The following is a 26,002-nucleotide window of genomic DNA, read 5'->3' as shown; positions in this document are numbered from 1 at the left end:
CCTATACTAGAACACGTTCTACTTGGGGAACAGGTCTGGAGCGGCTCATGGAGCAACCACGCACCATCGACACCGGGACTGTTCCGGCCCGGTTCGCCCGGGGCTGGCACTGCCTCGGTCTCGCCGACTCGTTCCGGGACGGCAAACCGCACGCTATCGAGGCGTTCGGCACGAAGCTCGTCGTCTTCGCGGACTCGCAGGGCGAGCTGCACGTTCTCGACGGCTACTGCCGGCACATGGGCGGCGACCTGACGATGGGGACGATCAAGGGCGACACCGTCGCCTGCCCGTTCCACGACTGGCGGTGGCGCGGGGACGGCCGCTGCGACTCGGTGCCGTACGCGTTCCGCGTCCCGCCGCGCGCCCGCACCCGCTCCTGGCTGACCTGCGAGGAGAACCGCCAGCTCTTCGTCTGGAACGACCCGCAGGGCCGCCCGCCACCGCCCGAGGTGGCGATCCCGCGCATCGAGGGCGCGTTCTCCGACGAGTGGAGCACCTGGACGTGGGACTCGGTACGCATCGACGGCGCGAACTGCCGCGAGGTCATCGACAACGTGGTCGACATGGCGCACTTCTTCTACATCCACTTCGCCTTCCCGACGTTCTTCAAGAACGTCCTGGAGGGGCATGTGGCGGCCCAGTTCCTGAACACCCGGCCACGGCCGGACGTGCCGAGCACGGCCAGCCAGTCCGGTGACGCCACGCTGCGGTCCGAGGCGGCGTACTACGGGCCGTCGTACATGATCGACTACCTGTACCACAACTGGCACGGCATCGACGTGGAGTCGGTGCTGATCAACTGCCACTACCCGGTCACGCCGAACTCGTTCGTGCTCCAGTGGGGCGTGATCGTGAAGAGCCTGCCCGGCCTCACCACCGAGCAGGCGGCGAAGGCGGCGGCCAAGTTCTCCCAGAGCATCGGCGTCGGCTTCCTCCAGGACGTGGAGATCTGGAAACACAAGACCCGCATCGACAACCCGCTGCTCTGCGCCGAGGACGGCCCGGTCTACCAGCTGCGCCGCTGGTACGAGCAGTTCTACGTGGACGTGGAGGACGTCACCGAGGACATGGTGGCGCGCTACGAGTTCGAGGTGGACACCACCCGGGCCGTCGAGACATGGGAGGCCGAGGTCGCCGCCAACCAGGCCCGCGCCGCGTCATGAACATCGCCGAGGAGGTGCTGACCGGCCTCCGGTGCGACAGCTGCGGTCAGGGGGTGCAGGCCGGCAAGCGCAGCGCGATGCAGACCAGCGTGCAGTGGGCCGGCCCGGCCTGTCCGTTGCTGGCGGCGGCGGCCGGCGGGCGGCCCACCGCGCTGGTGCCGACCTGCCCGGACCTGCGGGACAGCATCGACCGCGCGGTGCGTGAGGGCCGCCTGGAGGTGAGCTGATGCTCATCGGAGTCGCTGAGGTGATCATCGAGACGCCGGACGCCTGCTCACTGGTCCTCGGCACCACGCTCGACTACCGCCCCGGGCAGTACCTGACGGTCCGCACCCCGGCCGGAGCCCGGTGCTACTCGCTGGCCAGCTCGCCGTACACCGGCGACGCGCCGAAGGTCACGGTGAAACGGGTCCGCGACGGCGCGGTGTCCAACTGGATCTGCGACCACGTCCGCGCCGGCGACCTCCTGGAATTCTCCGAACCGGCCGGCACGTTCACCCCGGACTCCCTCGACGACGATCTGCTGCTGCTGGCCGGTGGTTCCGGCATCACCCCGATCATGGGAATCATCAAGTCGGTCCGGGCGCGCGGCAGCGGCGACCTGGCCCTGATCTACGCGAACCGCGACCCGTCCTCGGTGATCTTCAAGCAGGAGCTGGACGAGCTGCTCCCGGTGACCTACTGGATGGACAGCGAACAGGGAGTCCCCACCGCGGACACGCTGGCCGCCCTGCTCACCCCGTACGCGGATCGGGAAGCCTTCGTCTGCGGCCCGGAAGCGTTCGTCGCCGTGGCGGAGAAGGCGTTGCAGCTGGCCGGCGTCGCCGCCGTACGGGTGGAACGCTTCGAGACCGAAGCCGTGGGCGGCCAGGAAGCCGTCGCCACGGTCACCATCGACGGCCAGACCCACGAACTCCCCTGGCCGGCCGGCAAGCGCCTCCTCGACGTGATCATCGACGCCGGCCTCAACCCGCCCTTCTCGTGCCGGCAGGGCCAGTGCGGCGCCTGCGCGGTCCGGATGACCAGCGGCGAGGTCGACCTGGTGAACAACGAGATCCTCGAGGAGGAGGATTTCGCCGAAGGCTACATCCTGGCCTGCCAGGCGGTCGCGCGCACCGATCAGGTCACGGTCACCTATTACTGAGAACCCCTCGGCGGGACGGCGGAGCGCGTACCCCGAAGGGTTTTCAAGGGGTGCGGAGCGCGAGCTCGCGTGCGATGCCGATCAACTGGTCCTCCTGGCCGCCGACCAGGCGGCGTTCGCCGGCCTTGACCAGGATCTCGGCGCCGGAGACCTGGTAGCGCTCGGCCAGCGACCAGGCGTGCAGCAGGAAGCTGGAGTAGACCCCGGCGTAACCCATGATCAACGCCATCCGGTCCAGCTTGCACTCGTCCGGCATCGCCGGGCGGACCACGTCCTCGGCCGCGTCCACGATTTTGAAGAAGTCGACCCCGGTGCGGATGCCGAGCTTGTCGCAGACCCCGACGAACGCCTCGACCGGGGTGTTCCCGGCGCCCGCCCCGAACCGGCGGGTGCTGCCGTCGATCTGCTTGGCGCCGGCCCGGTAGGCCAGGACCGAGTTGGCCACGCCGAGGCCCAGGTTCTCGTGGCCGTGAAAGCCCACCTGCGCGGCGTCGCCCAACTCGGCGACGAGCGCGGCGACCCGGTCGCCGACCTGGTCGAGCACGAGCGCGCCGGCCGAGTCGACCACGTAGACGCACTGGCAGCCGGCGTCCGCCATGATCCGGGCCTGCTCGGCGAGCCGCTCCGGCGGGAGCGAGTGGGCCATCATCAGGAAGCCGACGGTCTCCAGGCCGAGGTCGCGGGCGAGGCCGAAGTGCTGGACGGCGATGTCCGCCTCGGTGCAGTGGGTGGCGATCCGGCAGACGCTCGCGCCGTTGCCGGCGGCGGCCCGGATGTCGTCGATGACACCGACGCCGGGCAGCATCAGGAAGGCGATCTTCGCGCGGGTGGCGGTGCGGACCGCGACGCTGATCAGCTCCTGCTCCGGGGTGCGGCTCAGGCCGTAGGTGAACGACGAACCGCCGAGGCCGTCGCCGTGGGTCACTTCGATCACCGGTACGCCGGCCGCGTCGAGAGCGGCGACGATCGAGGCGACCTCCTCGGCGGTGAACTGGTGGCGTTTGGCGTGCGAGCCGTCCCGCAGTGAGGAGTCGGTGATTCGTACGTCGACGGTCATGCCATCGCCTCCCCCACGCGGACCGCCGCAGCGGTCATGATGTCCAGGTTCCCCGCATATTTCGGTAGATAGTCTCCGCTGCCTTCCACCTCGACGAAGATGCCGACCCGGAGGACATCGCCGACCCGGTCGAACTGCGGCTCGTCGAGCAGCCGATAGCCCGGCACGTAGCGGGCGATCTCGGTGACCCGCTCGGTGACCGACTTGGATATCGCAGCGGTGTCGGCGTCCGGCGACACGGCGCAGAAGATCGTGTCCCGCATGATCAGCGGCGGCTCGGCCGGGTTCAGCACGATGATCGCCTTGCCCCGGGCCGCACCGCCGATCGACTCCAGGCCGCGGCTCGTCGTCCGGGTGAACTCGTCGATGTTGGCGCGGGTACCCGGGCCCGCCGACCGGGACGCCACGCTCGCCACGATCTCGGCATAGCTCACCGGCGTCACCTGCGACACCGCGTGCACCATCGGGATCGTCGCCTGCCCGCCACAGGTGGTCAGGTTGAGGTTCGGCGCGTCCCGGTGCTCACCGAGGTTCACCTCCGGCACCACGGACGGGCCCACCGCCGCCGGGGTCAGGTCGATCGCCCGGATGCCGGCCTTCGCGTAGGCCGGCGCGTTGGCCCGGTGCACCGACGCCGAGGTGGCCTCGAAGACCAGGTCAGGAAGCGGATTCTGGCTGAGCAGCCAGTCCGCGCCGCCGGCGCCGGTGACCAGGCCGTGCTGCGCCGCCCGGTGCAGCCCCGGACTGTCCGGATCGATCCCGGCCATCCAGCGCGGTTCGATCACCGGGGAACGCAACAGCTTGTACAGCAGGTCCGTGCCGATGTTGCCGGACCCGACGATGGCGGCGGTCACCTTCATAGCCGATCCTCCTTCGCCTTCTGGAAATGCAGGCGGACCTCGCCGAGACCGGTGAAGACCGCGCGGAACTCGTCGCCGGGGTGCGCGTCGACCGCCCGGGCGCAGGCGCCCGGCAGGATCAGATGTCCGGCACGCAGCCGTACCCCGAACTCCGCGACGGTCCGAGCCAGCCAGGCGACCGCGGTCACCGGATTGCCGAGCACGGCGTCGGACCGGCCCCGCACGACCGGCTCGGCGCCGCGATAGAGGACCGCGGCGATGCCGCGCGGATCAAGATCACCCGGGGGTACGCGCTGAGCACCCACCACGAACCCGGCGGACGAGGCGTTGTCGGCGATCGTGTCCGCGAGGCTGATCTTCCAGTCCACGATCCGGCTGTCGATCAGCTCGATGGACGGAGCGAAGGCCTCGGTGGCCGCCAGCACGTCCGCTTCGGTGCAGTCGTGTCCGGGCAGATCCGCGCCGAGCAGGAACGCGACCTCGATCTCCACACGCGGATAGCAGTAGCGGCCGGCGTCGGCCGGTTCGGTCTCGCTGAGGCGCATGTCGGCGAGCAGGTGCCCGTAGTCGGGCTCGTCGACGCCCATCATCTCCTGCATCGCCTTCGAGGAGAGCCCCACCTTGTGCCCGACGATCGGCGCCGACCGGCGGGCGATGTTGTGCAGCTGGATCGTGTAGGCGTCCGCCGCCGTCAGCTCCGGATGCTCCTGGATCAGTGGCGGGATGGGCGCGCGGTCACGTTCCGCGGCGTAGAGCCGGTCGGCGATGGCACGGCGGTCAGCGTCGGTGAGCATGCTCGGGTCCCTCCTCGCCGGCGTGCTCGACCGGCCCGCCGGCGTGCTCGACCGGCCCGCCGGCGTGCTCGGCCGCGACCGGCCGGCCGGCCCCGCGAACCGGGTCGATCGATTCGGCGTCCGTGCTCCGGCTGATTTGCGCGGCGGCGTGGCCGGCTCGGCGTCCGGAGAAGACGCAGTCGGCCAGGGAGAGGCCGCTGACGTAGGCGCCGGAGCAGATTCCCACCGCGCTCCGGCCCGCCGCGTAGAGGCCGGGAACAGCGGTGCCGTCGGGGCGCAGGACCACGCCGGTGTCCTCGTCGACGGTCAGGCCGCCGAGCGTCAGCATCGGGGCGGGCAGGCGCCGGGCCCGGATCGAGACGTCGATCAGCGAGTAGGGCGGCCGGTTCAGCGGGCGGACCAGCTCGGCCGGTTTGCCGGCCGGATCGCCGGCGGCCGCCCGGTCCGGGCCGTCGGAACCGGCGGCCCCGGGCAGGACCGCCGCCCGATAGGCGGCGACCGTCGCGGCGAGGCCGGCCGGGTCCACCCCGGCGCGCTGGGCCACCAGGTCCAGAGTGGGTGCGGACACCCGGCCACCGCTGAGCATCCACCATGCCTGTAAGCGCTGGAACCAGAGAGTCTGCCGGCGTACCTGCCGTCGGGCCTCGGCCAGCACGCCGGCGTCCACCAGCAGCCAGGCGCGGCCGCCGGGACTGCGCAGGACGGCTTCGCCGACCGCGGCGCCGTACCGGGACTCGTCGCACACCCGATGCCCGTCCCGGTCCACCAACAAGCCGCCGAGCAGCGCAGACGGCGGGGTGATGAACCGCCAGACGGTGACCCGGTCCAGGTGGCCGGTGCCGCCGCCGGCAGCGGCTCCGAGCCGGATGCCGGAACCGTCGTCGCCGGGCGTGCCCAGGCGCAGCCCGCCCCGGTAGGCCGGCGCGTGCGTCCGCATCATGTCGTGGTCGAAGACGAATCCGCCGGCGGCGAGGATCACGCTGCGGGCGGTGACACGCATCGGCCGGCCGTAGCGATCCTCCAGGGCGGCGGCCGCGCGGTGCAGGGTCCGGCCCAGGCCCGGCAGGTAGACGCCGGGTTTGACCGACAGGCGGTGCAGCAGGCGGTGGCCCGCACGGGCCCAGAACGGTGAGCCGGCGAGAGTGCGGCATTCGACACCCACGACCCGGGCGTTTGACGGGTGAGTGATCAGGTGGAGCGCGCGGGTCTGGGTGCGTACCTCGGCACCCGCGGTCCGAGCCGCCTCGGCGAGGCGGGCGTAGAGCAGGCCGCCGGACGTGCCACGGCCGTGGGTGCGATGGCCTCGCGGTACGGGCGGCCGCTCACTGCCGGACACGTACAGGTAGTGGCGGTTGGTGGGGTACGACGTCTTGTACGGGCACAACCGCGAGTCGAACGGAACCCCGTGGCGGGTGAGCCAGTCGAGCAGCCCGGCGCTCTGCTCGCAGAACCGGCGGAGGGTGCCCGGCGTGACCGCGTCGCGGACCTCGTGGCGCAGGTAGTCGTACATCGCCTGCGGGGTGTCGGTGACGCCTGCCGCGCGCTGCGGGCCGGTACCGCCGCCGGCGTAGACGATGCCGCCGGAGATCGCGGTGGCGCCACCCCCGCCGAACCGGTCGAGCACGAGCACGGTGGCACCGGACTCGGCGGCCTCGATCGCGGCGCAGGCGCCGGCCGCCCCGAACCCCACCACCACGACGTCGTACACCGGCTCTCCATTTCTGGAACGCGTATCAGTGTCGTTCGGATTGCTCATGGCCTTCGAGAGCGAGATAACTATAACCTGTTCTAGTGATGAGCGAGGGAGACGCATTCGACGTCGTGGTGGTCGGCAGCGGCGGAGCCGGGATGACGGCGGCACTGGCCGCGGCGCATCACGGGCTGTCCGCGGTCGTGGTCGAGAAGGCGCCGGTCTACGGCGGTTCGACCGCGCGGTCCGGCGGGGCGCTGTGGCTGCCGGGCAACCAGGTGCTGGGTGCCGGGTCCGCTGATGACGGCACGCATCTGGCGTACGTCGCGGGTCCGGACGTGCCGCTCACCCGGCGGCGCGCGTTCCTGGAGCACGGGCCCGCGATGCTGGCGTTCGTCCGGTCGCACACCCCGCTCGACTTCGCCTGGGTGCCGGGCTATCCCGACTATCACCCGGAGGCGCCGGGCGGGCTGGCCCGGGGCCGCTCGATCGAGCCGAAACCCCTGGACACCCGCCTGATCGGGCCGGACCTGGCGACGCTCGCCGCGCCCTACCGGGCGGCGCCGAACGGGATGGCGGTCACGGCGGTGGACTACCGGTGGTTGTCGCTGGGCGTACGGCATCCGCGCTCGGCGCTGACCGCGGCCCGGCTCGGTGTGCGCAGTACGGCGGACCGGCTGCGCGGGCGGCACCGGCTGACCATGGGGCAGGCTCTCGCCGCGGGGTTGCGGGCGGGCCTGCGCCGGGCCGGGGTGCCGGTGCTGCTGGACACCGCGTTGACCGGCCTGGTCGTCGAGCGGGACCGGGTCACCGGGATCCGGTGCGGCGACCGGGTGCTGCACGCCCGGTCCGGGGTGCTGCTGGCCAGCGGCGGGTTCGAGCAGAACGAGCGGATGCGCCGCCACTACCAGCGGATCGGCACCGAGTGGACGGTCGGCGCGACCGGCAACACCGGCGAGGGGATCGAGGCCGGGCAACAGCTCGGTGCGGCGCTGGACCTGATGGACGAGGCCTGGTGGGGTCCGTCGCTGCCGCTCACCGGCGGGGCGTACTTCTGCCTGGCCGAACGCAACCTGCCGGGCAGCCTGATCGTGGACGGTACGGGCCGCCGGTTCGTCAACGAGGCCACGCCGTACCTCGAGGCCGTCCACGCCATGCTGGGCCGCGACGGTTCCGGCCCGCACCTGCCGGCCTGGCTGGTGACCGACCAGTCCTACCGGGACCGTTACCTGTTCGCCGGCCGGGCACCGCGCGCCCCGCTGCCCCGCCGCTGGTTCGACGCCGGCGTGGCGCACCGGGCCGGCACCCTCGACGACCTGGCCGCCCGCATCGAGGTGCCGGCCGAGGCGTTGCGGGCCACGGTGGAGAGATTCAACGGCTTCGCCGAGCGGGGTACGGACGACGACTTCGGCCGGGGCGAGTCGGCGTACGACCGCTACTACGGCGATCCGCGCCAGCGGCCGAACCCGTGCCTGGGCCCGCTGCGCAAGCCGCCGTTCTACGCGTTCTCCCTGGTACCCGGCGACCTGGGCACCAAGGGCGGGCTACGCACCGACGAGCACGCCCGGGTGCTGCGGTCCGACGGCTCCACGATCGCCGGCCTGTACGCCGCCGGCAACGCCAGCGCGACGGTGATGGGTCGCGGCTACGCCGGCGCCGGCGCCACCCTAGGCCCGGCGATGACCTTCGGTTACCTGGCCGCCCTGGACATGGCCGAGGTCCGAGCGGCACGCGCATGATCACCAGGTGCTGATCTCGTCGGGGTCGCCGTTCGGGCGGACGCCGTTCAAGATTGCGCGGCCCTCCTCCTCCGTGTAGCTGCGGGGGGTGTTCCCGAGCCCGGACAGATGGGCCTCCACGGCGAACGGCTCGACGCGCTTCTCCAGGACGTCGGCGCGCTCGCCCCGGCGTCGCACCTCGGCCGGGCCCTCGTCCTCGGTGAGCTGCGCCCGTACGCTCACCCACCGCCGGGTGTCGTCGTTCACCACGAGCGTGCCCTCGATGAAGGTGGCGCCGAGCTGGACCGAGCAGACCAGCGTCCGCGAACCGGCGGGCAGCTCGGTGAGCCGGAACGGCACCGCGCAACGGCGGGCGCCGTCGTAGCGGAACCGCTCGGCCACGGCGATCGCAGCGTCCTGGCCGTTCGCGTAGACCTCCAAGCGCGCCCACAACCCGTCGAGCGGCTCCCAGCGCACCACCCACAGGTCGGGGCCGCCCCCGTTCGGCTCGAAGCGGGCGGTCCCGGGGCGCCCGGCGACACGGACCTCGGTCGGGTTCGACCGGTACTCGATCGAGGCCGTCGAGGAGAGCGCCTGCTTGATCGGGTCGAGCGTGTCGGTGTCCTGGGCCAGCAGGAGACGGCCGTGGCCGCCCGGCCCCCAGTACTCGACGCTCTCGAAGCCGCCGCCCGCCTTCCACTCGACGTGGCCGGCGCCGGCGACGAGATCGTCCGCGGTGAAGTGCAGCGTCCACGGGTCGGTGCCGACCAGGTCGGGGCGGTCGGCGGCGCCGGGCCGGCCCGGTGCCGCGGGCAGCAGGACCGCGTCCGCCCGCCGGACCGGGCCGGACTGCGGGACGAGGAAGACGGCGGCGACGACCGCGCAGACGGCGGCGGCGCCGAGCCCGATCAGCCCGCGGCGGCGGCGCTTGAGGCGGCGGCCGCGGTGACGGGCACGTTCGACGATCGGCGCCGGGTCGGGATCGGCTCCGGCGTGGGCGGCGAGGGTGGCGGCGAGTCGCTCGTCGAGGGACATCAGCACACTCCCTGGAGTACGCGGAGCGCGTCGAGCGCCCGTTTCGCGTGGGTCCGGACGGTGCCGGCGGAACAGTCCATGATCTCGGCGATGGTGGCGTCGTCGAGGTCCTCGTAGTAGCGCAGGACGATCACGGTGCGCTGCCGGTCGGGCAGGGCCTGGACGAGTCGCCACAGCTCGTCACGCTCGGCCTGCTCCGCGGCGGCGTCGGCCGGGCCGGGCCGGTCGGCGACCGTGGCGACCGTGGCCTCCCGGTTGCTGAGCCGCCGCCACCAGGAGTGGTGGGCGTTGACCAGCATCCGGCGCACGTACAGGTCGGGCCGGTCGGTGCGGGCGATCCGGCCCCAGCGGGCGTACGCCCGGGCCAGCACGTCCTGCACGAGGTCCTCGGCCCGGTGCTCGTCGCCGCAGAGCAGGCGTGCGAGCCGGATCAGGGCCGGGCCGCGGGCGTACGCGTACTCCTCGAACGTCACACCCGTGGAACGCGGTGAGCCCTCCGTTCCGTAGACATGATCGGGAACTGTTTCGGTCACGGGGTGATCGCGGTCATCGCCAGATCGACGAGCTCATCGGCGTACCCCTCGGTGAGCGGCCCGTTGCGCAGCAGCCAGCGATGATAGATCGGACCGAAGAGCAGCTCGACCGTCAGGTCGAGGTCGATGCCGTCGCGGGCCTGCCCGGTGGCCTGCCCGGCGCGCAGCCGGTCCTTCACGGCGGCGAGCTGGGGCCGCAGGAGCTGGTCGCGGACCTGCTCGGCGAGCGCCTCGTCGGATAGCGTCTCGATGGTGATGGCCCGGGTGGTGGCCGACAGCCTGGGGTCGGCGAACTCGGCGACCGTGGCGCGGATGACGGTACGCAGGTCGGCGCGCAGATCGCCGGTGTCGGGAAGGACCGCGTTCGGAGGCACGGAGTCCACCATCGCCTCGAGGATGACCGCCCCCTTGCCGCGCCACCAGCGGTAGATCGTCTGCTTGCCGACGCCGGCCCGGGCGGCGATCGCCTCGACGGTCAGGTCGGGGTAGCCGGTTTCGGTCAGGAGCTCCAGGGCGGCGGTGAGGATCGCGCGGCGGGAGCGTTCGTTGCGGCGGGGAGCGGTCACGGCGGAGAGCCTACCGAAAATGAGACGAGACGTCGCGTCTCGTTTTGTGCTACGGTCAGGGCACACCACGAAAGGACCATCCCGTGCCGCACATCGCCATCGTCAGCATCCCCGCCCACGGACACGTCAACCCGAGCCTGGAGATCGTGCGCACGCTGGTGGCCCGCGGCCACCGGGTGACTTATGCGAATGACCCCTCGTTCGCCGACCCGGTCCGCGGCAGCGGCGCCGAGCTCAAGCCATACGAATCGACCCTGCTCAAAGGCAGGCTGGGCACGGACGGGGACCAGATCGACCAGCTCACGCTCTTCCTCGACGACGCGATCGCCATGCTCCCGCAGCTGCGGGCGGCGTATCAGGACGACCGCCCCGACCTGTTCCTCTACGACATCGCCGGTGCGCCGGCCCGGATCCTCGCCGACGAGTGGGGTGTCCCGGCCGTCCAGCTCTCCCCCACGTTCGTCGCCTGGGACGGGTACGAGCAGGACATGGCCCCGATGATCGAGGCCATGCGGGCCGACCCGCGAGGCGCCGACTACTACCGGCGGTTCACCGCCTGGCTGACCGAGTCGGGATCGCGGGTCACCGACGGCCCCGCCTTCATGGGCCGGCCGGATCGGAGCCTGGCGCTCATCCCCCGCGCCCTGCAACCGTGCGCGGACCGGGTCGACGCCAAGGTCTACGACTTCGTCGGCCCGATCCTCGGCGACCGGTCCGCGCAGGGCACCTGGACCCGGCCCGCCGACGCGGAGAAAGTGCTGCTGGTCTCGCTCGGCTCGGCCTTCACCAAGCATCCCGGCTTCTACCGGCGCTCCATCGCCGCCTTCGGCTCGCTGCCCGGCTGGCACACGGTCCTGCAGATCGGCAGCCAGGTCGACCCGGCCGAGCTCGGCGCCGTGCCGGACAGCGTCGAGGTGCGTTCATGGGTGCCGCAGCTGGCCATCCTGGAGCAGGCGGACGCGTTCCTCACCCACGCCGGGATGGGCGGCAGCAGCGAGGGGCTGTACTGCGGCGTACCGATGATCGCCGCACCGCAGGCGGCCGACCAGTTCGCCAACGCCGAGCAACTGGCCGCCCTCGGCGTCGGCCGGGTCGTCGACTCGGCCACGGTCACCCCGGAAGAGCTCCGCGAGGCATTGCTGCACCTCACGACCGATGCCGCGGTGGCCGCGCGATGCGCGGAGATCAAGAACGAGCTGCGTACGCACGGCGGCGCCGACCGCGCAGCGGACCTGATCGAGGCCGCGCTGCCGGTCGTCAGCGAGCGTTTTCCGCGATGAAGGTACGGATGAGCTCGGCGCACCGCCGCGGCTGATCCTCCGGGATCAGGGTGTACGAGTCGGGCACCTCGGCCAGGCGGCCGTCCGGAAACTGCCGGGCGAGCCGCGGGCCGTGGTCCGGCCGCCGGATGCGGGCGGACCCGAGGGCCGGGCGCAGCCACTCGTCCATCACCGCGTCCGGGACCGGGCGTTTCGACATCAACCCGAAGTTCAGTGGGGAACGCCGGATCGGCCGGATCCGCATCTGCTGGAGTGCCAGCGCGAGCAGGCCCGGCACCTTGGAGGCGAGCCAGGCCGTCTTGCCGGGCAGCCCGGGCGGATAGTTCTCGAAGGACTCCTGCGGCAGCAGGACCAGCCGGCCGACCCGCTCGTGCGGTCCGTACGCGGCGACGAGCTGCGCACCGCCCCAGTCGCAGCCGACCAGGGTGACGTCGTGCAGGTCAAAGCGTTCGAGAAACTCGGCGACCAGGCCGGCCAGCCCGCGCCCGCTCAAGTCGGCGCCGTCACGCATCGGCTCGCGGTGCGCGCCGAGCGGCAGCTCCAGCACGAGGCAGCGGTGGCCGGGCGCGAGGTCCGCGACCACGGCCCGCCACAGCGAGCGGCCGATGAACAACCCGGTGAGCAGCACGATCACCGGTCCGGAACCGCCGGTGTCGTCGAACTCCAGCACGCCGGCGGACAACTCGATCTCAGGCATAGACGGGCCCCCGGCCCCGAAGCCTACGCGCGTGAAGTTCGATCATGACGATACGAGCTGATCGACGCGCTGCGGCCGTGAGGGACTACTCCGGTCCGCAGGTCTCGTCCGGCACGGTCTCGCGCTTCTCCTGCTGGAACGACCCGCCGCTGAACTTGTAGCGGTACGTGAAGACCACCTCGGGGCAGGCCGCGTCGCTCGTCTCGTCGACGCCGTTGGCCTTGATCAGCAGGCCGCCCTCGCTGAACTCGACCGAGTCCACGTACGGCTTGTCCGGGTTCACGTCGGCCAGCAGCGTGCCGAGCCGCTTGGGCTGGGCCGCCGCCGAGGCGCCGTCGAAGACCTCGACCGTCGACGGGCCGTACTCGTCGACACCCTCACAGGCCCGGGCCACCGCGGAGTCGACAGCGCCGTCGCCGGTCACGTCGGCGGTCGCCACGTCCTGGACGACGACCAGTTCGCCCGACTTGCACGGTTCGACGACTTTCTCCCACTCGATCCCGTCGCCGGCGACGGCGAGCGAGTTCGACTGGTCGACGACCTCCTGCTCTTTCTTCGGCTCGGAGTCGGAGGTGCACCCCGCGACCAACGCGAGCGCCAGCATCGGGACGGAGGCGAACAGAACGGCGCGTTTCGACAAGACTGTATTCCCCGTAGCATCGGCGGCCGCCCCTGCCGGGCCGCATCGCGCCACAGCATATGAAAGATCCTCCAGCGGTACGGGACCCGCACCCCACCCGCTACCGGAACGGACGGCGGAGTCTGACCGATCAGGCGGCAGCGAGGATCAGGCCGCTGGTGGGTACGCCGGTCCCGGCGGTCACCAGAACCGGCCCGTCGCCGGGGACCTGGTTCACGGCCGTGCCGCGGACCTGCCGTACCGCCTCGGCGATGCCGTTCATCCCGTGGATGTACGCCTCCCCGAGCTGCCCACCGTGCGGATTAACCGGCAGCCGCCCGCCCAGCTCGATCCCGCCGCCGGCGATCAGGTGCCGGGCCTCGCCGCGCCCGCAGAACCCGAGCTCCTCCAGCTGCATCAGCACGTACGGGGTGAAGTGGTCATAGAGGACAGCAGTCCGCACGTCCTCCGGACCGTAGCCGGACTGCCCCCACAACTGCCGCGCCACCACACCCATCTCCGGCAGCGCCGCCACGTCGTCCCGGTAGTAGCTGGTCATCACGTACTGATCGGGCCCGCTGCCCTGTGCCGCCGCCGCGATCACCGCCGGCGGCCGGGCCAGATCCCGGGCGCGGGCCAGCGACGTGACCACCAGGGCGACCGCGCCGTCGCTCTCCTGGCAGCAGTCGAGCAGCCGGAGCGGCTCGGTGATCCACCGGGAGGCGCGGTGCTCGTCGAGGGTGATCGGGCGGCCGTGGAACCAGGCGTACGGGTTGGTCGCGGCGTGCCGGCGGGCGGCGACCGTGACCCGGCCGAAGTCGTCGGTGGACGCGCCGTAGTCGTGCAGGTACCGCTGGGCGACCATGGCGACCATCGCGCCCGGGGTGGCCAGCCCCATCGGGTGGTGCCAGCCGGAGTCGACGTCCGGTGACGCGAAGGCCTGCCCGAACCGGCGGCCAGACCGCTCGTTGAGCGCGCGGTAGCAGACCACCACGTCGGCGAGGCCCGCGGTGACGGCGAGGACGGCCTGCTGCACGACCGCGCAGGCGGCGCCTCCCCCGTACCCGATCCGGCTCAGGAAGCTCAGCTCGCCCATGCCCAGCTCGCGCGCGACGGCGATCTCCGCGTTGCTGTCCATGGTGAAGGTGACCAGGCCGGAGACGTCGCCGGGCCGCAGGCCGGCGTCGTCGAGGGCGGCACGGACGGCCTCGGTGGCCAGGCGCAGCTCGCTGCGGCCGGAGTCCTTGGAGAACTCGGTCGCCCCGATGCCGGCGATCGCGGACATCCGGCCGATCATGAGCTGACCCGCACTGTTCCGGTGACGTGCACGCCCGCCGCGGTACGCCCGACGACCTCCACCACTCCGGCCTCGACCACCTGGCCGGTGAAGGTGAGCGTGTCGTACGCGTGGCAGGGCGTGCCGAGCCGGATCGCGATGGAGTGCACGACGGCCTCCGGTCCCGCCCAGTCGGTGACGTAGCGCTGGACCAGGCCGGTGGTACTGAGGATGTTGAGGAAGATGTCCCGGCCGCCGAGCCGGACGGCGGCGTCCCGGTCGTGGTGGACGTTCTGAAAGTCGCGGGTGGCCAGCGCGGTGCTGATGATCAGCGTGGGGGTGGCCGTCAGCTCCCAGGTGGGCAGTACCGGCTGGTCGGGGCGCCAGACCGGCAGGCCGTCGTCGAAGAACACCCGCACCGGGTCGCCGATGGCCGGGCGGGGACCGCGGAACTCGGCGATCATCCGTACCCCCTCGGTGAGGTCGACGAGCGCGACCACGAACGGCGCCCGCCGGCCGGGGATCGGCGGATGGTGGTGCACCACGAAGCTGTGGACGCGGCCGGTGCCGGACGCGACGGCGTACTCCGGCTTGGTGGCGCCGCAGGCCGGGCAGGCCGGGCCCGGCGGATGCCGCAACGTGCGACATTCGCCGCAGCGCTGGATGCGCAGCTCGCCCGCCTCGACGCCGGCCCAGAAAAAGGCGGTGTCCGGAGTGACCACCGGCCGCAGCGGCGCCACGTCCGGCCTTTCGCCACGCGGCTCCGGGCGGTAGCGCAGGATCCGGAACCGCATGTCGGCGACCGCTTCCCCACCGGCGAACCAGGTGCTCACCGTGGTGACGAACCACCCCTCACCGAGCGCGGTCCGCTTCGGCCCGGTCACCGACTCCAGCCGGCTACGGACCGTGATCTCTTCACCGAGTCGGAGATAGCGGTGGTAATTCTGTTCCGAGTCGGTGGCGACCACCGCGGTGTATCCGGCGTCCTCCAGCACCGTCGACATGACCTGGAGCGGATCGTCCGGGGTGACCGTGCCGAGGCCACGCATGGTCCAGACCTGGATCATCGCGGGCGGGGCGAGCCGGTCCCGTTCGTAGGCCGGGTTGGCGTCACCCATCGCCTCCAGCCAGGTGCGGATCATCGGCAGGTTGACCGGGTCCCGGCCGGCCCGCGGTTCCGTCTCACCGGCTTCCTTCAGACGCTGCGCCGTCTCGGTGATCATCAGGACCTACCTGGGCACTCGGGGCAGGCCGAGGCCCGCGCTGGCGATGATCTCGCGCTGGATCTCGTTGACACCGCCGCCGAAGGTGAGCACCAGATTGCGCTTGGCCTGCAGATCCAGCCACTCACGCAGGGCGGCGGTGTCCGGGTCGGCGGGATCGCCGAAGCGATCCACCAGCTCCTCGAGCTGGCTGCCCAGCTCGAGCAGCCGCTCGGAGGCGAAGACCTTGGTCGCCGAGGCGTCGGCCGGGCTCGGCTCGCCGCCGGCGACCTGCCAGTTGAGCAGCTCGTTGACGCGAAGCGCGGCGTGGGTCCGGGCCAGCGCGCGGCGGACCTCGGCACGTTCGGAAACCCCTGAGGCGTACGTCCAGTCGCGCACCCGATCCAGAAGGACCCCGATCCGCCCGGCCGGCCCCAGCATGACGCGCTCATGGTTGAGCTGCGCGGTGAGCAGCCGCCAGCCACCGTTCTCCTCGCCGACCCGGCGGCTGACCGGCACGCGCACGTCGCTGAGATAGGTCGCGTTGACATGATGCGCCCCGTCGCACGTGATGATCGGCGTCCACGAGTAGCCGGGGTCCGCTGTGTCGACGATCAGGATGGACAGGCCGCGGTGCCGGGGCGCGTCCGGATCGGTGCGGCAGGCCAGCCACAGGTAGTCCGCGTCGTGCGCTCCGGTGGTGAACGTCTTCTGGCCGTTGACCAGGTATTCCTCGCCCCGCCGGACGGCCCGGGTGCGCAGCGCGGCCAGGTCGGTGCCGGCCTCCGGCTCGGTGTAGCCGATCGCGAAGTGCAGCTCGCCGGCGAGGATCCGCGGCAGGAAGAACTCCTTCTGCTCGTCGGTGCCGTGCGCGAGCAGGGTGGGCGCGACGGTCTGCAGGGTCACGGCGGGCAGCGGCACGTCGGCGCGGGCCGCCTCGTTGACGAAGATCTGCTGTTCGGCCGGGCCGAGGCCGCGGCCGCCGTACTCCACCGGGAAGCCGAGGCCGAGCCAGCCGTCGCGGCCCAGGCGGGACACCAGGTCGCGATGCGCGCGCCCGTGCCGTTCGCGAAGGAGCACGGCGCGTTGCGCCGGGGTCAAAACCATTCGCAGGTACGCGCGAAGCTCGTCCCGAAGCTCCCGCTGCTCCTCAGTCAGGTCGATGAACACGGCGCTCCCACCCTCTTGCCCAGCGCCTCCACGCAGTGCTCGCGGCCGCCGAGGAAGCGGACCATGTCGCGCAGCAGGGTGGTGTGGCGGTGCAGCGGATAGTCAGCGACCAGGCCGAGGCCGCCGTGCAGGTGGTGGCAGGTCCGTACGGCCGGTAACGCCTCGGCGGTGAGCCATTGCGCTGCGACGGCTAGATCGTCGTCGGCGGGGCGGCCGGCGCCGAGACGCCAGGCGGCCGCGAGCGTGATCACGTGCAGCGTGCGGCTGGCGATGTAGACGTCGGCGATCTGCTGGGCGACGGCCTGGAACGTGGCGAGCGGCCGGCCGAACTGGTGGCGGGTGCGCACGTGGTCGGCGGTGAGCGCGAGAGCGCCGGCGAGGGCTCCGTCGGCCAGGGCACAGGCGCCGCTTCGGGCGTACCGATGCAGGTCGGCATGGCAATCTGCCCGGCTCGCGCCGTCGTGCCGCGCCTGCGCCCGATCCTTGCCCGGTGGCCGCGCCTGCGGCCGGTCCTCGCCCAGCGGCCGCGCTTGTGCCTGGTCGAGGCGCAGGATCTGGCCCTCGCGGCTGACGCCGGGCGTCGCGGGATCGATGATCGCGACGGCTGGGCCCTCTTCGGTGCTGACGGTGACGAGGATGTGGTCGGCTTCGGTCACACCGGTCTTGACGCCGGTGAGCTGCCAGTCCGGCGTGGCGAGCGTGCGGGGCGCGGCCGGGAGCGGATCGCCGGGCTCGGCGATGGCCGCTGTGAAGGTGCGCCCGTCGGTGAGCAGCTCGTCCTGCTGCTGCTCGGTGCCCCAGCGGGCGACCGGCAGCACACCTAGGGCGAGAGTCTGGAAGGCCGGGACGTCGACCGCCCGGCGGCCGATCTCGGTCAGCACGAGGGCGGTCTCCAGGGCACCGAAGCCCGCTCCGCCGAGCCGGGCCGGCACCGCGAGGCTGAGCAGTCCGGCTCGGCCGAGATCCGCCCAGGCCTTCTCCGGGGCGTCCGGGTTGCCGTCCAGCACCTCGCCGGTGAGGCGGATGATCGCCTGCTGTGCCTCGTCCGGACGGAAATCCATGCAGCGATTAGAACACGTTTCAGTTTCGGCGCGCCACCGATGGGTGACCCGGGTAGGCAACGCGCCGTTGCTAGGCTTGATTCAGAGGCGAAAGGGCAACCATGGCGACAGCGAGAACGAGTACCAACCGGGGCGCTGTCCCCGGCGCGGAGGCCGAGCAGGGTTCGGCCGCACAGCGGGATCGGCGGCGGCGGATCCTGGAGGCCACGCTGGCGCTGGCGTCCAAGGGTGGCTACGACGCGGTGCAGATGCGCACCGTCGCGGAGAAGGCCGAGGTCGCTCTCGGCACGTTGTACCGCTATTTCCCCTCGAAGATCCACCTACTGGTGTCGGCGCTCGCTCTGGAGCTGGAGGCGATCCAGGACAAGCTGACCCGCAAGCCGCTTCCCGGCGACACGCCGTATGAGCGGACCATCTACGTGCTGGGCCTGATGACCCGGTCCCTGCAGCGCGATCCGCTGCTCGCCGAGGCGATGACCCGGGCCTTCATGTTCGCCGACCCGTCCGCCAGCGCGGAGGTGAACGCGGTGGCGCGCCTGATGGAGGAGATGGTCACCCGGGCCGTCCACGACGGCGAGCCGACCGCGGACGACCGGGCGAAAGCGCGGGTGATCGGTGATGTCTGGCTGTCCAACCTGGTGGCCTGGGTAACCCGCCGAGCCTCGGCGAACGACGTGGTCAACCACCTCGAGCTGGCGACCCGGCTGCTACTCCACTAGACCCTTCAACTTCTCCAGGGCCTGCTTCGCGGCGGGCCCTGCCTGCTTCTCCAGCATCGCGGCCATCGGACCGTTCAGTGCCGGCCCGTTGAACTCCATGTCGTAGGTGATCTGCGTGCCGCCATCGGCCGGTTCCAGCAGGAAGCGGTTCTTCGACTTCACGCCCATCGGGCCGTCGCCGGCCTGCTCGAGGACCTTGCCGGCGTCCGCCGCGACGACCTTCCAGGCCATCTCGGCGGGCATGCCCATCAGCTTCACCTTCTGCTTGTACGTGGTGCCCTCGGCGAGGGTGGCCGGCACGTCGCCGGTGAAACCCTGGTGCATGTCGTTCCACTCGGGGGTCCGGGACGGATCGGCCAGGACCTGGTAAACCCGCTCCGGGTCGGCCGTGGTGACGGCCGTGACGCTGACCTTGGGCATCGTTGTTCCTCCTATTTTCTCGCTGCAAGATCCGTTCCGGCGACATAGCCGAACGTCATCGCCGGGCCGAGGGTGGAGCCGGCACCGGCGTAGCTGTGTCCCATGACGGCCGCGCTGGCGTTACCGGCCGCGTAGAGACCCGGGATCGCCGAGCCGTCCGGCCGCAGGACGCGGGCCCGGGCGTCGGTGACCAGGCCGCCCTTGGTGCCCAGGTCGCCGGGCACGATCTTGAAGGCGTAGAACGGCGGCAGCCAGATCGGCGCCAGGCACGGGCTCGGCTGGTTGGTGGGATCGGCGAAGTACGCGTCGTAGGCGCTGTCGCCGCGATGGAAGTCGGGGTCACGCCCGGCACGGGCCTGGGCGTTGAACCGGTCGACCGTGGCGCGCAGCGCGGCCGCCGGCACGCCGATCTTCGCGGCCAGCCCGCCGATCGACCAGTCCTTGGCCTCGTACCAGCCTTCCGGATAGGGCAGCAGCGGGGCGAGATCCTTGAACAGGTACCGGTTGCGGTACTCCTGGTCGGTGATCATCCAGCACGGGATGTGGTCCTTTTCGTACATGACATGCACGACGTCGCTGTACGGCGCGGCCTCGTTGACGAACCGCCGACCGGCCTGGTTGACGAAGATGGTGCCGGGCAGGGTCCGCTCGGACAGGCAGAACCAGGGACCGTCCGGGAGCGGGATCATCGGGCCCCACCAGGCGTCGTCCATCAGCCCGAGTGCGGCTCCGGCCCGCTCCCCCGCCTCGATGCCGTCACCGGTGTTGCTCGCGGCTCCGACCGTCCAGTCCGTACCGATCGGCGCCTCCTGGTATTGCTTGCGCATCCGCTCGTTGTGCTCGAAGCCGCCGCTGCCGATGATCGTTTTCTGTCGTGCCCGGATCAAAACCTCCTGGCCGTCACGCCGGGCCACCACCCCGGCGACCCGGCCGTTCTCCACGTGCAGGTCGAGCAGCGGGGTGTCCAGCCAGACCGGCACGCCGGCGGCGAGCAGGCCGGCCCGGAGGCCGCCGGCGAGGGCCTGGCCCATGCTGATCGGTTTCTGCCCCTGCGCGGAGAGTTGGAGGTAACGCCAGACGATCTCGGTGGCGGTGGCCACGCCCTGCGGGTGCCGGGCGACCAGGGAGAGCCACTTGTAGTCCACGTCGTACACCACGGTGCCCGGCGGGGTCGGGACGTAGGACGGATTCAGCTTGGTGTACTCCGCGCCGAGGATGTTGGCGTCGAGAGCCTGCGGCTCGATCGACCGGCCGTCCGGCATCCCGCCCGGCAGCTCCGGGTAGTAGTCGGGGTAGCCCCGCATCCAGGAGAAACGCAGCGGCGACCAGCGCAGCAGGAACGAGATCGCCCGTGGCCCGCCGGTCAGGAAGGCTTGCCTGCGCGCGGCCGGCACCTCGGGACCGACCACCGCCGCCAGGTAGGTGTCCGCCTTGCTCGGCGTGTCCGGCACTCCCGCGGCCAGGATCACCTCGTTGTTCGGGATCCAGATGCCGGCTCCGGAACGGGCGGTGGATCCGCCGTAGACGGGCGCCTTCTCGATCACCACGGTGCTCAGCCCGCTGCGGGCCGTCGCCAACGCCGCCGTCATGCCGGCCGCGCCGGCGCCCACCACGACCGCGTCGTACTCCATGGTGACCGCCATGGTCTCCCCATCCGCCGTGTCGTTTACCGGCCCGCAATAACTAGAACAGGTTATAGCAGTGTGAGAAGATTCACTAGGTGCAGGCGTGCGGGTGGCCCCAGCCTTGGTAGAACCTGATGCTGTTCAGCACTCGCATGTGCAGGGGCCGTGACGCGGCTGGAGGACACCCGGTGACCGATGGCGAGAAGACTCCGGCGGAAGAACACGCTCCAGCCACGCGCCGCCTGCACGCGGTGGACGGTTTGCTGGGTCGCCGCGAGGCGATCAGCGAGCTGGGCGACGCGCTGCGCCTGCTGGTGGAGTACGCGACGACCACCGAGGCCCCGACCGAGGAGCTGCGCCGCGCCGCCGAACGCATCCGGCAGGCCGCCGCACCACTGGGCGAGCGGGTCCGCGACCGCGAAGTCCTCCCCACCGCCGACGACCTGCTCGGCGGGGTGCGCATGTACAACCCGGTGACTGGCAGCGGCAGCGCCCTCGCACCACCCCTGCACATCGCGGCCGACAACGGGGTCGCGGTCGGCACCTGCACCCTCGGCATGGCTTTCGAGGGTCCGCCGACATACGCGCACGGCGGCGTCAGCGCCATGCTCCTCGACCAGATGCTCGGCTACGCGGCCGGCATCGCCGGGCACCCCGGCATGACGGTGCGGCTGGACACCACGTACCGCAAGCCGGTCCCGCTGCTCACCCCGCTACGGCTCACCGCCACGGTCCAGGACATCGACGGCCGCCGGGTGACCGCGACGGGTCAGCTCACCACCGCCGACGATCCCGACACGGTTTTGGTCGCCGCGACCGGTGTCTTCATCGCGCTGCGGGCGGAGCAGGCCCGCCGCCTCTTCGGCCGTGTCGTCAACACGAACCGGCCGTCCCGGGCTGGTTGACGCCTCGGTTGTGCGGCTGCCGTGCCCATTCGGCGTCTCCGGCCGCCCCATCGCCAGGACCTGCCGAGTCACCTAGCCTTGGTTAGGCGCTAGCCGCGCGGGAACACTTGGACTCAAGTTGATCTTTATTCGCCCCCGAGAGGTCGCAGTTTCCTCACGTGCGAAACAACTTGGCCGGGTCGCCGCCAGGGAGGTCGCCGACGCCCGCGATCGCCTACCGGCAGGTCGCAACCATGATCACTCAAGCCACGTTGCATAGCACCCGCCGAGCTGTCGCTGAGGTACGCAATCGGACACGGAAGGGTGCGTGGCCGACGGCTCACCCTGCCCAGCCGTCGCTCATGCACGCAACCCGGCACCCAAACGTGCGTAGACGACGGCTCACCCAGCACAGCCGTCGCTGATGCACGGAACCGCGCGGCGCGGCTGACAACGGCACGGCTCGGCGCGGCGCGACCCAGCGCGGCGCGGCGCGGCCCAGCGCGGCCCAGCGCGGTGCGGCCCAGCGCGGCTCAGCGCGGTGCGGGAGGTGGTGACAGCCATCAGGCACAGCCGGGCCCGCTCTTTCGGCCTATCTGATCACCCGGCTGTGGGGGGGGCGCCCGCGGCGGCGGGCGGGGGGGCGCCCCCCCCCCCCCCCCCCCCCCCCCCCCCCCCCCGGCCCGCACAACCCCGCCTTGTCGACCACCGAGCTAGCAGCAGTGGCTGTCTCGCTGATCCACACCACACCCGCCATGCCCGGGCGGTCGGCAACCAGCGGCCGGCCGCAACCGGCCCTGCAAGCCGCGAGTAGGCGCTCCAGCCGCTGGCCAGCAACCACCGGCCGACCGCAAGCGGCCCTACAACCGCAAGCAGGCACCTCGGCCGCTGGCCAGCAACCACCGGCAGGCCGCGACCGGCCCCTGCAACCGCTAGATAGAGGGCTTCCGTGGTCAGGGTCTTGTCCGGCCCAACGTGGGTGCTGTCTGGCGGCCGTTGAGACAGCACTGAGCGTGGGCCAAGAAAGATCACCGCATGGGGACCCTGACTACGGAAGCCCTCTAGCACCCCGGCCGCTACCGGCCCCACACACCGCAAGCAGGCAGCTCGGCCGCTGGCCGGCAACCACCGGACGGCCGCAAGCGCAAAGGCTGCCACCACCTACCCGGGCCCGGCGGTCGCGGTAGGGCCGCGGCGCAGGCAGTCAGCTCGCGCGGGAACGCGGAGAACACCGCGGGACGCGTACCCCGAAGAAGCGAACAGCCAACCTGACCCCGAAAGGTGGCTGGGCGGCCTTAAGTTGATCTTGCTGGGCCCCGGATGGTGGGCGGGCGTTGTGGCGGATGCCGGGGGGTCGTGGCGCTTCTTGGTTCGGTAGCGGTTGTGGTGTGGGCGTTCGGCCTCAGGGAGCCGCGAAGGGTGAGTCGCGCGCGGGCTTGGCTCAAGGGCAGAGGTGAGGGGCCCAGTTGTCGGCGCCTCGGAGGAAGGTTGTGGGGCTGTGTGCCGCGGCCTCGGTGGGGGTGAGCTGGGGGCGGTCGGCCGAAGGGGCGGCGCCGGGGCCGTAGTTGCGGTATTCGGCGAAGCGGGCGTCGCGCCAGGGCCAGGTGCCGAAGTCGGACCAGGCGGTGGCGGGGATGTGGGCGCCGATGAACGACTCGCGGATGATCGTCTGGCCGATGGCGTTGGGGTCGTTGCTGGGGTGCCAGGGGCGGCCGAGGAAGACCGAGCCGGCGGGTGCCGCGGCGGTGAGGCGGCAGCGGGTGAAGAGCAGGCCGTACGGGTTGGTGATGTCGGTGCTGGGGGCGGTCACGTAGCCGGCCGGGGTCGAAGCCCGGTCTAGGGAGTAAATGTGGCAGCGGTCGAAGACCGCGGTGGCGCGGCCGAAGATGAAGTCGACGTCGCCCTCGACGTAGCAGTCGCGGAAGTAGGCGCGGGCCACTACGCCGGCGGCCCGGCTGTTGACGTAGAGGGTGTCCTGGTTGCCGAGGAAGCGGACCCGGTCGAAGACGAGCCGGTCGGCGCGGGTCAGGACGGCTACCGCCTGCCGGTTGGTGATCTCCGGGTGGGCGGCCTCGTCGAAGAGGTTGGCGAAGGTCAGGTTGGTCGCCCGCAGGTCGGCACCGTCGATGGTGACGGACGCGCTGCCCGAGGTGCCCCAGGTGCCGCCGCCGGGCTTCGGGGTGCCGTTGGCGCGGTCGTCGGCGATCACCACGTCGGCGGGGCGGCGGCCGAGGCCGCGGAGTTCGATGTACGGCTTGTCGGCCGGAATGATCACCTGACCGAGGTAGGTGCCGGGGCGGACGCCGATGACGAAGGGTTCGGTGTTGCCGGAGGGGACGGCGTCGACCGCGGCCTGGACGCCGGTGTGGTCGCCGGTGCCGTCGGCGGCGACGATCAGCCGGGGCCGTGGCCCGGCCAGCGCGGGTCGCGCGCCCACCAGGCCGGTGGCGGCGACAGCGCTGATACTGGTCGACAGATGCAGAAAGGTGCGTCGGCGCATGGGGATCCTTAGCTGCGGGAAAGGGCTTTCCTGCGCACCGTAGGACAGACGATCCAGCGCCGTCAATGAATGTTTACTGCAAACACAAACCCTCAGGTCCGCTGACTGATCAGCCGGTGCACCTCGTTCAGCAGGGTCTGCGTCTCGAACGGCTTACGGATCAGCGGGGCGTCGGCCGGCAACTCCTGACCGCCGGGGGCCGGTCCGCTGGTGTAGCCGGACATGAAGAGCACCGGCAGGTCGGGGCGGTCGCGCCGCAGTTCGGCGGCGAGCTGAGTACCGGACATCCCCGGCATGATCACGTCGGTGAGCAGGACGTCGAAGGTCAGGTTGTCGTCCCGGCACATGTCCAGCGCCGCGGCCGGGTTCGGGGCGGAGAACACCTGGTAGCCGGCCTTGCCGAGGAGACGGCAGACGATGTCGCGGACCGCCTCCTCGTCCTCGACGACCAGGATGCTCCAGCCGTCACCGGCGAGCACCGGCGCGGTCGGGGCGGCAGGGCTGACCGCCTGGGTGGACGCGGTGCCGGCCGGCAGGCGTACGCGCAGAGTGGTCCCCTTACCCTGCTCCGACTCCAGGCTGATGGTGCCACCCGCGTCGGTGACCACCCCGTACGCCGTAGCCAGTCCCAGCCCGGTGCCGCTGCCCCGCCCGCGAGTGGTGAAGAACGGCTCGAAGGCCCGGGCCAGCACCTCCGGCGGCATGCCGACACCGGTGTCGATCACCGAGAGGCAGACCAGGTCGTCGCCACCGCCGTCGTGCTCCAGCGCCGTCGTGATCGTCAGGTGCCCGCCGCCGGGCATCGCGGCCCGTGAGTTGAGCGCCGCGTTCATCACCACCTGTTCCAGTTTGCTGCGGTCCATCACGATGGCCGGCAGCTCCGGGGCGAGCATCGTGCTGACCTCGATGTCCTCGCCGAGCGTACGAGCCAGCAGCCGCTGCATGTCGACGGCGACCGCGTTGAGGTCGAGCATCTCCGGCTGGGACGGTTCCGACCGGCTGAAGATCAGCAGCTGGCGGGTGAGCGCCGCACCCCGGGCCGCGGCCTGCTTGATACCGGCCGCGTCAGCGGCGCTGAAGTGTTCCTCGCCGAGCTCCTCGACCAGCATGTCGGCGTACCCGGAGATCACCGCGAGGATGTTGTTGAAGTCGTGCGCGATGCCGCCGGCGAGCTGGCCCAGCGAGTCGAGCCGCTCCGCCTGGCGAAGCTGCTGCTCGAGTTCGGCCCGGTCCCGTTCGGCGGCGAGCCGCTCGCTGACGTCGCGCAGGATCCCCTCGACGGCGATCACCCGGCCGGCGTCGTCGGTGACCGTGCTGGCCCGCTGTTCGATCCAGACCTCGTCGCCGCCGTTGCGGCGCAGGCGCACGGTGAGCGTGCCGGGACGCGGGTTGCGCCAGGACTGCTCGAAGATCTGCCGATCCGCCGGGTCGACGCATTGGAAGATCAGCCGCGGGTCGGCGTAGAACTCCTCGGCGGTGTGCCCGGTGACCGCCTGAACGGCCCGGCTCATGTACTCCATGGCCGGGTCCGGTTCCAGCCGATAGCGGAAGATGATGTCCTGAGCGTGCTCGGCGAGCAGCCGGAACCGTTCCTCACTGTCGCGCAGGGCGGCCACGGCCCGGCTGCGCTCGGTGATGTCGGTGGAGATGCCGGCCACCGCGTACGCCGTACCGGCCTCGTCGATCAGGGGAAACTTGACCGTCAGATAGATGCGGTTCCCGGCGTCGCCGGGCACCTGCTCCTCCATCTGGATCGGCACCCCACCGGCGAGGGCCTGCCGGTCGTTGGTCCGGAACGCGTCGGCCGTCTCCAGCGGAAACAGGTCGTGGTCGGTGAGCCCGACGATGTCCTCGCGGCGCAGGCCGAACAGACGCTCGTACTCCCGGTTGACGAGCATGTACCGCCCGTCCGCGTCGCGCATGTAGATGACCGATGACGTGTGGTCGATCAGCGCCATCAACTGATCGCGCCCGAGTTCCGGCAGCGGC

Annotated in this window: 23 protein-coding genes and 2 pseudogenes; 7 read left to right on the top strand and 18 right to left on the bottom strand. The window is 71.5% G+C overall.

Features of this window, described 5'->3' with window-relative positions:
* The first annotated feature begins 47 nt into the window (after positions 1-47).
* The 3 genes from I4J89_RS26705 to I4J89_RS26695 are packed head-to-tail and all read left to right on the top strand — an operon-like array spanning position 48 to position 2,307.
* Positions 48-1,163 (top strand): 3-ketosteroid-9-alpha-monooxygenase, oxygenase component, encoded by a 1,116-nt coding sequence (locus I4J89_RS26705; RefSeq protein WP_196416827.1) that lies wholly within the window; start codon positions 48-50, stop codon positions 1,161-1,163.
* A complete protein-coding gene (locus I4J89_RS26700; RefSeq protein WP_196416826.1) occupies positions 1,160-1,390 on the top strand; it encodes a hypothetical protein in 231 nt (76 codons plus the stop codon). The genes I4J89_RS26705 and I4J89_RS26700 overlap by 4 nt, the downstream gene beginning before the upstream one ends.
* Positions 1,390-2,307: a ferredoxin--NADP reductase gene (locus I4J89_RS26695; RefSeq protein ID WP_196416825.1), complete on the top strand. Its 918-nt coding sequence runs from the start codon at positions 1,390-1,392 to the stop codon at positions 2,305-2,307. The genes I4J89_RS26700 and I4J89_RS26695 overlap by 1 nt, the downstream gene beginning before the upstream one ends.
* A gap of 43 nt (positions 2,308-2,350) precedes the next feature.
* Here the strand turns inward: I4J89_RS26695 and dmpG are convergent, their stop codons facing one another.
* The 4 genes and pseudogenes from dmpG to I4J89_RS26675 all read right to left on the bottom strand — a co-directional run.
* Entirely contained in the window at positions 2,351-3,364 is a 1,014-nt protein-coding gene (dmpG, locus tag I4J89_RS26690; protein WP_196416824.1) for a 4-hydroxy-2-oxovalerate aldolase, read from the bottom strand.
* Complete coding sequence (locus I4J89_RS26685) at positions 3,361-4,224, bottom strand: acetaldehyde dehydrogenase (acetylating) (RefSeq protein ID WP_196416823.1); 864 nt, start codon at positions 4,222-4,224, stop codon at positions 3,361-3,363. Before I4J89_RS26685 ends, dmpG begins: the two co-directional genes overlap by 4 nt.
* Positions 4,221-5,018 (bottom strand): 2-keto-4-pentenoate hydratase, encoded by a 798-nt coding sequence (locus tag I4J89_RS26680; protein ID WP_196416822.1) that lies wholly within the window; start codon positions 5,016-5,018, stop codon positions 4,221-4,223. Before I4J89_RS26680 ends, I4J89_RS26685 begins: the two co-directional genes overlap by 4 nt.
* 115 nt (positions 5,019-5,133) lie before the next feature.
* Positions 5,134-6,774 (bottom strand): annotated as a pseudogene (locus I4J89_RS26675) (FAD-binding protein); the annotation flags it as partial.
* A 38-nt stretch (positions 6,775-6,812) separates the two neighbouring features.
* On the opposite strand from I4J89_RS26675, the gene kstD (I4J89_RS26670) reads away from it, so the two are divergent.
* The gene (gene kstD, locus I4J89_RS26670; protein ID WP_196416820.1) at positions 6,813-8,447 is read left to right on the top strand and encodes a 3-oxosteroid 1-dehydrogenase; all 1,635 of its coding nucleotides are present in this window, start codon (positions 6,813-6,815) and stop codon (positions 8,445-8,447) included.
* Here the strand turns inward: kstD (I4J89_RS26670) and I4J89_RS26665 are convergent, their stop codons facing one another.
* From I4J89_RS26665 to I4J89_RS26655, 3 genes are read right to left on the bottom strand one after another with little or no spacing between them, the layout of a single operon-like run.
* The gene (locus I4J89_RS26665) at positions 8,448-9,461 is read right to left on the bottom strand and encodes a hypothetical protein (protein WP_196416819.1); all 1,014 of its coding nucleotides are present in this window, start codon (positions 9,459-9,461) and stop codon (positions 8,448-8,450) included.
* Positions 9,461-9,934 carry a SigE family RNA polymerase sigma factor gene (locus I4J89_RS26660; protein ID WP_196416911.1) on the bottom strand — a complete coding sequence of 158 codons (474 nt, stop codon included), beginning with the start codon at positions 9,932-9,934 and terminating at the stop codon, positions 9,461-9,463. Before I4J89_RS26660 ends, I4J89_RS26665 begins: the two co-directional genes overlap by 1 nt.
* A gap of 56 nt (positions 9,935-9,990) precedes the next feature.
* On the bottom strand, positions 9,991-10,560 hold the full coding sequence (locus I4J89_RS26655; RefSeq protein WP_196416818.1) for a TetR/AcrR family transcriptional regulator: 570 nt from the start codon (positions 10,558-10,560) through the stop codon (positions 9,991-9,993).
* A gap of 44 nt (positions 10,561-10,604) precedes the next feature.
* Here I4J89_RS26655 and I4J89_RS26650 point away from each other — a divergent pair, with 44 nt between their 5' ends.
* Positions 10,605-11,840, top strand: a complete 1,236-nt coding sequence (locus tag I4J89_RS26650) for a macrolide family glycosyltransferase (protein ID WP_255521799.1) — start codon at positions 10,605-10,607, stop codon at positions 11,838-11,840.
* On the opposite strand, the gene I4J89_RS26645 is transcribed toward I4J89_RS26650, so the two are convergent.
* From I4J89_RS26645 to I4J89_RS26620, 7 genes and pseudogenes are all read right to left on the bottom strand, one after another.
* A complete protein-coding gene (locus I4J89_RS26645; RefSeq protein ID WP_196416816.1) occupies positions 11,818-12,537 on the bottom strand; it encodes an alpha/beta fold hydrolase in 720 nt (239 codons plus the stop codon). The genes I4J89_RS26650 and I4J89_RS26645 overlap by 23 nt on opposite strands.
* Before the next feature lie 85 nt (positions 12,538-12,622).
* On the bottom strand, positions 12,623-13,177 hold the full coding sequence (locus tag I4J89_RS26640; protein ID WP_196416815.1) for a hypothetical protein: 555 nt from the start codon (positions 13,175-13,177) through the stop codon (positions 12,623-12,625).
* Positions 13,178-13,307: 130 nt separating this feature from the next.
* Positions 13,308-14,453 (bottom strand): lipid-transfer protein, encoded by a 1,146-nt coding sequence (locus I4J89_RS26635; RefSeq protein ID WP_196416814.1) that lies wholly within the window; start codon positions 14,451-14,453, stop codon positions 13,308-13,310.
* Complete coding sequence (locus tag I4J89_RS49875; protein ID WP_230859651.1) at positions 14,450-14,827, bottom strand: MaoC/PaaZ C-terminal domain-containing protein; 378 nt, start codon at positions 14,825-14,827, stop codon at positions 14,450-14,452. Before I4J89_RS49875 ends, I4J89_RS26635 begins: the two co-directional genes overlap by 4 nt.
* Positions 14,813-15,655 (bottom strand): annotated as a pseudogene (locus tag I4J89_RS26630) (bifunctional MaoC family dehydratase N-terminal/OB-fold nucleic acid binding domain-containing protein); the annotation flags it as partial. The pseudogene I4J89_RS26630 and the gene I4J89_RS49875, both read right to left, overlap by 15 nt.
* A gap of 6 nt (positions 15,656-15,661) precedes the next feature.
* Positions 15,662-16,804, bottom strand: coding sequence for an acyl-CoA dehydrogenase family protein (locus I4J89_RS26625; protein WP_196416812.1), 1,143 nt, complete (start codon positions 16,802-16,804; stop codon positions 15,662-15,664).
* Complete coding sequence (locus I4J89_RS26620; RefSeq protein ID WP_196416811.1) at positions 16,789-17,865, bottom strand: acyl-CoA dehydrogenase family protein; 1,077 nt, start codon at positions 17,863-17,865, stop codon at positions 16,789-16,791. The genes I4J89_RS26625 and I4J89_RS26620 overlap by 16 nt, the downstream gene beginning before the upstream one ends.
* Before the next feature lie 101 nt (positions 17,866-17,966).
* Here I4J89_RS26620 and kstR point away from each other — a divergent pair, with 101 nt between their 5' ends.
* The gene (gene kstR, locus I4J89_RS26615) at positions 17,967-18,584 is read left to right on the top strand and encodes a cholesterol catabolism transcriptional regulator KstR (RefSeq protein ID WP_196416810.1); all 618 of its coding nucleotides are present in this window, start codon (positions 17,967-17,969) and stop codon (positions 18,582-18,584) included.
* On the opposite strand, the gene I4J89_RS26610 is transcribed toward kstR, so the two are convergent.
* Entirely contained in the window at positions 18,573-19,004 is a 432-nt protein-coding gene (locus tag I4J89_RS26610; RefSeq protein WP_196416809.1) for a type II toxin-antitoxin system Rv0910 family toxin, read from the bottom strand. The genes kstR and I4J89_RS26610 overlap by 12 nt on opposite strands.
* Before the next feature lie 11 nt (positions 19,005-19,015).
* Positions 19,016-20,647 carry a 3-oxosteroid 1-dehydrogenase gene (gene kstD, locus I4J89_RS26605; protein ID WP_196416808.1) on the bottom strand — a complete coding sequence of 544 codons (1,632 nt, stop codon included), beginning with the start codon at positions 20,645-20,647 and terminating at the stop codon, positions 19,016-19,018.
* Between the two features lie 170 nt (positions 20,648-20,817).
* Between kstD (I4J89_RS26605) and I4J89_RS26600 the strand changes: the two genes are divergently transcribed.
* Positions 20,818-21,534 carry a PaaI family thioesterase gene (locus I4J89_RS26600; protein WP_373688158.1) on the top strand — a complete coding sequence of 239 codons (717 nt, stop codon included), beginning with the start codon at positions 20,818-20,820 and terminating at the stop codon, positions 21,532-21,534.
* A gap of 1,420 nt (positions 21,535-22,954) precedes the next feature.
* On the opposite strand, the gene I4J89_RS26595 is transcribed toward I4J89_RS26600, so the two are convergent.
* Positions 22,955-24,013 (bottom strand): pectinesterase family protein, encoded by a 1,059-nt coding sequence (locus tag I4J89_RS26595; protein ID WP_196416806.1) that lies wholly within the window; start codon positions 24,011-24,013, stop codon positions 22,955-22,957.
* 92 nt (positions 24,014-24,105) lie between these two features.
* A complete protein-coding gene (locus I4J89_RS26590; protein ID WP_196416805.1) occupies positions 24,106-25,971 on the bottom strand; it encodes a hybrid sensor histidine kinase/response regulator in 1,866 nt (621 codons plus the stop codon).
* Positions 25,972-26,002: the final 31 nt, after the last annotated feature.

This window comes from Actinoplanes aureus, from assembly GCF_015704865.1.
Classification (GTDB): Bacteria; Actinomycetota; Actinomycetes; order Mycobacteriales; family Micromonosporaceae; genus Actinoplanes; species Actinoplanes aureus.
This window is presented reverse-complemented; position numbering and strand designations above follow the sequence as displayed.